This is a genomic window from Nocardia sp. NPDC059240 (genome assembly GCF_042753865.1).
Classification (GTDB): domain Bacteria; phylum Actinomycetota; class Actinomycetes; order Mycobacteriales; family Mycobacteriaceae; genus Nocardia.
The window spans coordinates 323,485-331,346 of record NZ_JBHZAC010000003.1 but is presented as its reverse complement, the minus strand read 5'-3'; the positions used below and the strand labels follow the sequence as shown (position 1 = coordinate 331,346).

General features: G+C 68.8%; 11 protein-coding genes. 1 reads left to right on the top strand and 10 read right to left on the bottom strand.

Annotated elements, in window-relative coordinates; genetic code table 11:
• Positions 1–18 precede the first annotated feature (18 nt).
• The gene (locus ACFXHA_RS11865; RefSeq protein ID WP_379355652.1) at positions 19–522 is read right to left on the bottom strand and encodes an HD domain-containing protein; all 504 of its coding nucleotides are present in this window, start codon (positions 520–522) and stop codon (positions 19–21) included.
• A 39-nt stretch (positions 523–561) separates the two neighbouring features.
• Complete coding sequence (locus ACFXHA_RS11860) at positions 562–1,065, bottom strand: MarR family winged helix-turn-helix transcriptional regulator (protein ID WP_379355650.1); 504 nt, start codon at positions 1,063–1,065, stop codon at positions 562–564.
• A 58-nt stretch (positions 1,066–1,123) separates the two neighbouring features.
• Between ACFXHA_RS11860 and ACFXHA_RS11855 the strand changes: the two genes are divergently transcribed.
• Positions 1,124–1,726, top strand: a complete 603-nt coding sequence (locus tag ACFXHA_RS11855) for a hypothetical protein (protein WP_379355648.1) — start codon at positions 1,124–1,126, stop codon at positions 1,724–1,726.
• On the opposite strand, the gene ACFXHA_RS11850 is transcribed toward ACFXHA_RS11855, so the two are convergent.
• From ACFXHA_RS11850 to ACFXHA_RS11815, 8 genes are all read right to left on the bottom strand, one after another.
• On the bottom strand, positions 1,651–2,910 hold the full coding sequence (locus ACFXHA_RS11850; protein ID WP_379355646.1) for an RNA polymerase sigma factor: 1,260 nt from the start codon (positions 2,908–2,910) through the stop codon (positions 1,651–1,653). The two genes, ACFXHA_RS11855 and ACFXHA_RS11850, sit on opposite strands and share 76 nt — an antisense overlap.
• 1 nt (position 2,911) lies before the next feature.
• Positions 2,912–3,253 carry a YciI family protein gene (locus tag ACFXHA_RS11845; RefSeq protein ID WP_379355644.1) on the bottom strand — a complete coding sequence of 114 codons (342 nt, stop codon included), beginning with the start codon at positions 3,251–3,253 and terminating at the stop codon, positions 2,912–2,914.
• A complete protein-coding gene (locus ACFXHA_RS11840) occupies positions 3,250–3,852 on the bottom strand; it encodes a dihydrofolate reductase family protein (protein WP_379355642.1) in 603 nt (200 codons plus the stop codon). Before ACFXHA_RS11840 ends, ACFXHA_RS11845 begins: the two co-directional genes overlap by 4 nt.
• 93 nt (positions 3,853–3,945) lie before the next feature.
• Positions 3,946–4,317: a hypothetical protein gene (locus ACFXHA_RS11835; RefSeq protein ID WP_379355640.1), complete on the bottom strand. Its 372-nt coding sequence runs from the start codon at positions 4,315–4,317 to the stop codon at positions 3,946–3,948.
• 202 nt (positions 4,318–4,519) lie between these two features.
• A complete protein-coding gene (locus ACFXHA_RS11830; protein ID WP_379355638.1) occupies positions 4,520–4,855 on the bottom strand; it encodes a hypothetical protein in 336 nt (111 codons plus the stop codon).
• A gap of 35 nt (positions 4,856–4,890) precedes the next feature.
• On the bottom strand, positions 4,891–5,976 hold the full coding sequence (locus tag ACFXHA_RS11825) for a glycosyltransferase (RefSeq protein ID WP_379355636.1): 1,086 nt from the start codon (positions 5,974–5,976) through the stop codon (positions 4,891–4,893).
• Positions 5,977–6,010: 34 nt separating this feature from the next.
• On the bottom strand, positions 6,011–6,967 hold the full coding sequence (locus tag ACFXHA_RS11820) for an alpha/beta hydrolase (RefSeq protein ID WP_379355634.1): 957 nt from the start codon (positions 6,965–6,967) through the stop codon (positions 6,011–6,013).
• Entirely contained in the window at positions 6,964–7,842 is an 879-nt protein-coding gene (locus ACFXHA_RS11815) for a PIG-L deacetylase family protein (protein WP_379355632.1), read from the bottom strand. Before ACFXHA_RS11815 ends, ACFXHA_RS11820 begins: the two co-directional genes overlap by 4 nt.
• Positions 7,843–7,862: the final 20 nt, after the last annotated feature.

Here is a 7,862-nt window from a genome sequence, read left to right as displayed (position 1 = left end):
CGCACTGCGGCCGCGGCGTCACGCCTCGATACCGAACGCGGCATCGAGGCGTTTCCACATGCGGGCCAAGGCCTCCTCGTCCGGCAGGAGGTTGCCCAGACGCGTGCGGAACTCGGGGTACTCGCTGCGGTACATGGTCATGAAGCGGGTGCCCACGCTCGCTTCGACATTGGCGATGCGGTCGGCGACCTTGAGGATCACCGCCCGGGGGTGGGCGTTGATCTTGCGGTAGATGTCCTCGTTGCGGGCCTCGCGGGTTTCGCCCATTCCGGAGACGGCCCAGACCAATTCGGTGATCGGCGTGCCGAAGACCGACTCCATTTCCGGATTGGTGACATCGGTGTCCTCGAGCACGTCGTGCAACCAGGCCGATACACCGAGATCGTCGCCATATCCGAAGTCCGCCAACACTGCTCGCACCGCGGCCAAATGCACCGAATACGGTTGCAGCCCGTACTTCTGATCCCCATGGGCCGCTTCGGCGTAACTGCGCGCGGTCCCCTCGATACCCCCGAAATCCATACCGCCGAACATAGGGGGTGTCGCTGATTTTCGCGAGGTTCAGTCGGTGCGCATGACGGTGGTGGTCTGGTCAGGGCCGGTTGCGTAGGAGGATGCGGCGCCCGCGATGATGGCGAGGAGGGTAGAGCGGAGGCGGTGGACTTCGTCGGGGCCGATCAGTGTGTCGAGGTGAGCGTCGAAGCGGCTCACCACCGCCAGGCCGGCGTCGATGACGGACCAGCCTTGGGGGGTCAGGCGGATGAGGCGGGCTCGGCCGTCGGCGGGGTCGGGGATGGATTCGACGTAGCCGTGGGATTCGAGGTGGCGGACGAGTTCGCCCATGGCCTGCTTGGTCATTCCGGCGCGATCGGCCAGCACGCTCGAGCGGGTGCCGTCGGGGTCGATGACCTGGAAGACGGGGGCATGGGCGGCGCGGATGTCGGAGAAGCCGGCGGCCGCGATACCCGCGTCGAGTTCGGCCGCCAAGGTACGGGCGGCCGCGCTCAGCAGATTCCCCAGGGGCGGTGGGCGATCCGACAACGGATTAGTAAGGTGCTTGACCACTTCGGCGGTCCTCTCTACGCTTTGGTCAAGCACCTTACTATCTGGGTCGGAGGGAATCATGACCGCCCGCACCATCGCAATCACCGCTGCCGCAACGATGTTGGGTATCGAGATCGGATGGCTGTTATTCGCCCACGGCTCCATCGCCTGGATCACCGCGATCGTCGTCGCGGTCGTAGCAGCCATGGTGCTCACCCGAGCGCAATATCGGCCACTGGTGATCGCGGCACGAATCCTGTTGGGCGCGTTGCTACTCGGATCGGTGGCGGACCGGTTCGGGCTGCTGGGCGGGCCCGGGAGTAGCGGAGTGTCATGGGGGGAGTACTCCGCGTTCGTCGACTACACGCGAAAGCTGCTACCGCACTGGGCTGGACCGCTAACGCAAGCGGCCGCGGCCGGTGCCACGGTGGTGGAGTTCGCCCTGGGACTGGCGTTGGTTCTCGGGCTCGCTGTCCGCTACACGGCTGCTGCTGCGGCGCTCGTGTTTGCGACCTTCGGGATTGCCATGGCGACTTCGGTTGGTGTCAGCGACATGTTGTCCTATGCCGTACCGGTTTTCGCCACCGGAGCGGCCGTGATCGCCGGTCAGAGGGATTCGGCTCGGGTGATGAGGAAGTCGCGTTCGGCGGTGTTCTCGGCTCGGGTGATGGCGAGGTGGTAGGCGGCTGCGGCTTCTTGGGGGCGGCCGAGGCGGCGTAGGAGGTCGGCTCGGATGGCGTGGTAGAGGTGGTGGTCGGTGAGGGGGAGAGGGGTGAGTTCGGCCAGGGCGATTGCCGGGCCGGAGACTTCGGCGAGGGCTACGGCGCGGTTGAGGGTGACCATGGGGCCGGGGGAGAAGGCCGCCAATTGGTCGTAGAGGGTGAGGATTTGGGGCCAGTCGGTGTCGGCGGGGGTTCGGGCGTCGGTGTGGACGGCTTGGATGGCGGCCTGGATTTGGTAGGGGCCGGGGGTGTTTCGGCGGAGGCAGGCGCGGACCAGGGTGTGGCCCTCGTCGATCAGGGCGCGGTCCCAGCGGGATCGATCCTGCTCCGGCAGAGGGATCAGTGCGCCGGTGTCGGAAGTGCGGGCGGCGCGGCGGGATTCGGTGAGCAGTAACAGGGCGAGTAGGCCCGAGACCTCGGGTTCGTCGGGCATGAGTTCGGCCAGGAGCCGGGTCAGGCGGATGGCTTCGGCGCACAGGTCGGGGCGGGTGAGGCGATCGCCGGCGGTGGCGGTGTAGCCCTCGGTGAAGATGAGGTAGAGCACGGCGAGTACCGAGTCGAGGCGGGCGGGGAGGTCGGCGTCGGCGGGGACTCGGTAGGGGATGCGGGCGTCGCGGATCTTGCCCTTGGCGCGGGTGAGGCGTTGCGCCATGGTGGTTTCCGGGATCAGGAAAGCGCGGGCGGCCTCGGCCGTCGAGAGGCCGCCCAGCAGGCGCAGGGTCAGGGCGACCTGGGCGGTGCGCGCCAGGGCGGGATGGCAGCAGGTGAATATCAAGCGCAGCCGGTCGTCTCGCACCGCGCCCTCCTCGATCGGTTCCGCGCGCTCGTGCAGCAACGCGGCCTGGGCGTACTTGTCGGCGCGGGCCGCCTCCCGGCGCAGCCGGTCCACCGCGCGATGGCGGGCCGTGGTGATGATCCAGCCCGGTGGACTCGGCGGCAGCCCGTCGATCGGCCAGCGCCGCAGGGCCGTGGCGAACGCGTCCTGGACCGCGTCTTCGGCGATATCGACATCGCCGAAGACGCGGATGAGACTGGCGACGGCGCGACCGTAATGCTCGGCGAACACCGCCGCGACCTCGACATCACCTGCGCCGGAGGGGATACCACCCGCGCCGGACGGGACATCGGTTGCGCCGGAAGGCATTTCAGGCGTCCTGGAACGGCCGGACCTCGATGGGCAGCCCGATGATCTCCGCCATCCGCTTGCCCCACACCAGCGCCTCGTCCAGATCTTCGGCCTGGATGACGCTGAATCCGCCGATGTGCTCCTTGCTCTCGGCGTACGGCCCGTCGGTCACCAGCACCTCCGACCCCTTGGCCCGCAACACCGTCGCGGTGCTGGGCGCGTGCAGCCCGCCCGCGAAAACCCACGCCCCCGCGGCCCGCATCTCGTCATTGAGCTTCGCCAGCTCACTCATGATCACGTCGAGATCCGGGGGCGGCGCGTCGCTCTCCGGCTGGTAGATGCTCAGCAGGTACCGGGTCACAGCGACTCCTCTGCGGCGGGACGATAGGTGGCCATCAGGACACCGGTCGTCGTGGGGACGGCGTCGATCAGCCGCAGTGCGCCCGGTTCGACACCGTCGAACAGCCGGGTACCGGAACCGATCGTGAGCGGGTGGATCGAGAGCAGATACTCGTCGATCATGCCCGCGCGCATGAGGCTACGCAGCAACTCGCCGCTGCCCAGCGTCACCAGATCCAGGTCCGGCTGCTCGGCGCGCAACGCCCGCAGCGCGGTGACGGCGTCACCGGGCAGCAGGGTGGAGTTCTGCCACGGCAACGGTTCGGTGAGCGTGCGGGACGCGACGAACTTGCGGGTCTTGTCCAGCACCTCGGTGAACGGATTACCGGTCTGCTGCGGCCAGAAACCGTAGAAGTCCTCGTAGGTACGCCGCCCCAACAGCAGACCGTGACCACCGTGGGTGGCCATATGTTCGGCAATGACCCGGCCCTGGACCGGATCCGCATAGCTCGCCGCCCAGCCGCCCGCGGTGAATCCGTCGCGGGTGTCCTCGTCGGCCCGCCCCGGCGCCTGCATGACGCCGTCCAGGGTGAGGTTGACGACCGCCACGATGCTGCCCATATTCGCTCCTTGGATGATGCCCGGCCGAAATGCCGGGTCATCCACTACACGAACGGGCGATCACGAATACGACAGCACCGCGAAAAAGATCTCTCAGACCTCGAGGTTCTCCTCGATGTCCTTGAGCCGATGCCGGGCCAGTGCCAGATTCCCGCGCGTGCGATCCAGCGCGACATACAGGAACAGCCCGCGCGAACGCCGCCCACGCAACGGCCGCACCAGGTGGTACTGGCTGCCCAGCGTGATCAGAATGTCCTCGATCTCCTCATTGAGGCCGAGTTGTTCGATGGTGCGGACCTTGGCGCGCACCACCTCGGTCAGGCCGGCCGAGGCGATCTCCATATCCAGCGTTTTCGTGCCACCGAGCATGCCCAGCGGCATCCCGCTGCCGTAGTCGACCACACTGGCGCCGATCGCGCCGTCCAGCATCATCATGTCCTTCAGAGCAATATCCAACTCCGCCATGGGAGTTTCCTCTCCTGCGCCGTGACGGGTCCCTCGCGCGGTGACGCTACGCCCGCCCGGATCACGTGGTAGAGGTTTGCTGAAGAATTCCGCAAGGTATGCAATTGGCAAGGCCGCCAAGCGGATAGCGCGGCGCAGTCGCCGAAAAAGTGCGGGCGCTACCCGATCCGGCAGCGCCCGCGAATTCTCTACCGCAAACTGCTCAGCCGCACAGGCTTCCCGGGGCGGTGGCCGCGTCCAGGAACAGCACGGCCTCCTCCTTCTCCGACGCCCCGCCCGGCAGACCCTCCGACAGCTGCTCCCGGGTCATCCCCGAAGCCAGCGCCGAGCAATCGGCCTTGCCCAGATCCACGGCCGCCAGCTGCTGATCCAGGTCCGGCAGCAGATCACCGTGCGCCTGCAGGTAACTCACGAACACCTGCTCCTGGGCCGTGAGCGCCCGCTCCGCCCCGGCGACCCCCGTAGCCGCCCCCACCAGCACTACCACCCCGGCAGTCAACGCCCCGAAACCCGAAGCGAGACGGCTCTTTTTACCCACGAACTCTCCTTCAACATCGAATGAACCCGGCGAGCCTAACGGGCCTCGAGCTCGGCGGCAATGTCGTCGAGGGTCGGCATGGCCGCCATTTCGGCCGCGACCTCACGCGCCGCCGAGGCCAGGCCCGCCTCGGTGATCAGCCGGGTGATGTGGGCGGCGGTAATGCGGCGCGGCGGAACCGACAGGCCGCAACCGCGGGCCTGGATGAGGGCGGCGTTCCAGCCGCGGTCACCGGTGTCGGGGGTGAGGATCTGCGGCAGTCCCGCGCGCAGGGCGGCGTAGACCGAGCCCGCGCCACCGTGATTGATCATGGCGTCGCAGGTGACCAGCGCGTCGCCGAGGACCGTCCAGCCGACGGTGCGGACATTCGGCGGCAACGTCACGCGGCGGGTGACACCCAGATCCGGGCGGACGATGACGAATTCGGCATCGACGGCGGGGGCCGCGCGCAGCACGGCGGTGAGGAAGGGCGTGGGTTTGTCACCGAGCATGGTGCTGCGGGTGACCAGGATTCGCGGGCGGTCGGTGGTGGTGGTCAGCCAGTCGGGCATGGGCGGGCCGGGGGCGGAGAAGGGCACGTACTGCATGGGCCGACCGGGAATCGCGACGATGCTGGGCGGCGCGATGCTCAGGGCGACAGTGTCGCGGACCTCCGGGGCCGAGAGTCGTTCGAGTAGGCGCGCGCAGACCCGTTCGCCGTGATCGAGGCCGACATTGTGCAATACCGCAGGGATTTTCAGCCGGTCGGCGGCAATCGCGGCGACCGCGGCGAACGGCTCGTGCACGATCAGGTCGGGCGCGAAATGCCGGGCCAGCGCGAGTACCCGCGTCCGCATCGCCTCGTTCACCGGTGCGAAGACGCGAGCCGCGACCATCGGATCCGCCGAACCCGCGAGCGCATTGCGGGCCGCGAGCGGATGCAAGGCCAAGGCGCGGATGGGAACTCGCACACTCATGGGGTCGGCGACGGTCACCGTGGGCAGGAGGTCGCGCAGTACCGACACCACCTCGTCGCCCGACCCGAGCACCACCTCGTGTCCGGCCGCCCGCAGCCGCAACGCCAGCGGCAGCATGGGAAACGCGTGACCGATCAGCGGGGTGGCGACGAACAACACTCGCACCTTGTAACCCCTGTTCTCCCCGACATTTTCAGTGTCATTGCCCGAGCGCGGCGGCCAGGACGGGCCAGCCCGCGGCGAGATGGTCGCGCCAATAGGGCCAGCTGTGCGTGCCTGCCGCGGTCAGATCGTAGGTGGCGGGGATGCTCAGCGCGTCCAGCCGCTGCCGGAGGATCCCGGTGCACAGCCGGGTGCCGAATTCGATTGCGCCACCCTCGAGCACGACGTCCGGCAGATCCGGAGTTCCGGCGTTCTCGTGCTCGCCGGGCAGGCCCGATGCCGCGTAGACGTAGAGGGACTTCCCTCGCAGCGCGTCCGCGTGCGCGAGCACATCGTGTGCAGTCCAGTCGGAATCGTCTGCCGGGCCCCACATATCGTCCGGGTCGGAGCCGTCGCTGCTGACGATGTAGCGCAGCTCCGCCTGCCCGATCGCGTCGGCGGTGTCGTAGCAGCCGCTCAGGGCTGCCACCCCGGAGTACAGGTCGCCGGAGCGTTCGGCCAGCATCATGGCGGCCTGCGCGCCCATGGAGATGCCGACGATCGCATTGCGGCCGTTGCCGTCGAGGCGGGCGTCCAATAGCGGGGGCAGCTCGCGGGTCAGCAGGGTCTCCCAGTGCTGCTGCCCGCGTACGGGATCCAGACGCTGCCAATCGGTGTAGAAGCTGCCCGCACCACCGACCGGGAGCACCACGGTCACGTCCTTGTCGGCGAAGAAGTCGACCGCGCCGCCCTGAAAAGTCCAGTCGTTCTGGTCGGCGCGCGCGGAGTCGATCCCTTCGAGGAGGTATACGGTGGGATGCGGGCCCGTGCGATGCGCCGGCAGCAGCACATCGATCTGGACCGTGCCCGCCATGGCGGGGGAGTCGACGAACACCTGCCACCAACGATCGGTGACCGCGACGATGTGATCGATGCGCGCGATGTCATCGGCGTGCGCGGTCACCGGCAGGCCCGCGGCCCCGAACAACACCGCCAGCAGTGCGAGCCACCTCATCGCCCGCCTCCCGGCCGGAACTGCCAGACGGACTCGCCCCCGCGCACCGCGTGCGCCCGGCGCAACAGCTCCCGCAGCGCGGACTCGCCACCCAAAGCCTTTGTCTGCGTCCGGTACTCGGCGATGGCGCGCAGCTTGGCCGACTCCGCCGCCGCATCCACCGGGGCGGGCGAGAGCTGCCACTGCTCGCGCCGCACGGTCAACCCGGCGAGGGCGATCGGATCCGGTCCGCGGGCCAGCAGGGACGTGGCCTCCAGCTCGAACCCGGCACGCGGGCTGCCCCAGGCGGGCGCGGCGCGATACGGGAACGGCCGCAACCGGGTGACGGGATGGCGTCGGCGATTGCGTTCGGACAGTGCGTTGTAGTCCTCGTAGAACAGGACGCCCGGCCCCTCGGCCGCGGCCCGCAGCGCGCCCAGCGCGACGATCACATGATCCACATGATGCCCGATCCCCAAGGGGGCCAGCACGATCGTGCCCGGGGACTCCCGCAGTCGCGTGATCGCCTGCCGGACCTTCTCCGGGTATGCGCCGCGCGCCATCTCGGGGGAGGTGTGGAACAGCGGCAGGGGCCCGCGCGGCGGCGGATCACGAAACAGCCGCTCGGACAATCCGAGTCGGGTCGGACGGGCTCCCAGCAGCGCCAACGCCCGATCATCCTCCGCGACGCGCGGCCCGTAATCGGAGAACGCCCGCATCCGGGCACCGCCGGTGAGCGTGGCCCCGGCCGCGGAGAACACGGTCAGCACCTCGACGGTCTGCCCCCGCCCCGCCCGCGTCGCGATCAATCCGCCGAGCGAGAGCACCGCGTCGTCGAAATGCGGTGACACCACCACAATGCGGCTCGCGGCATCGAGCACCCGGGAAACTTCCATCGACCGCACTCCTCGCCCCG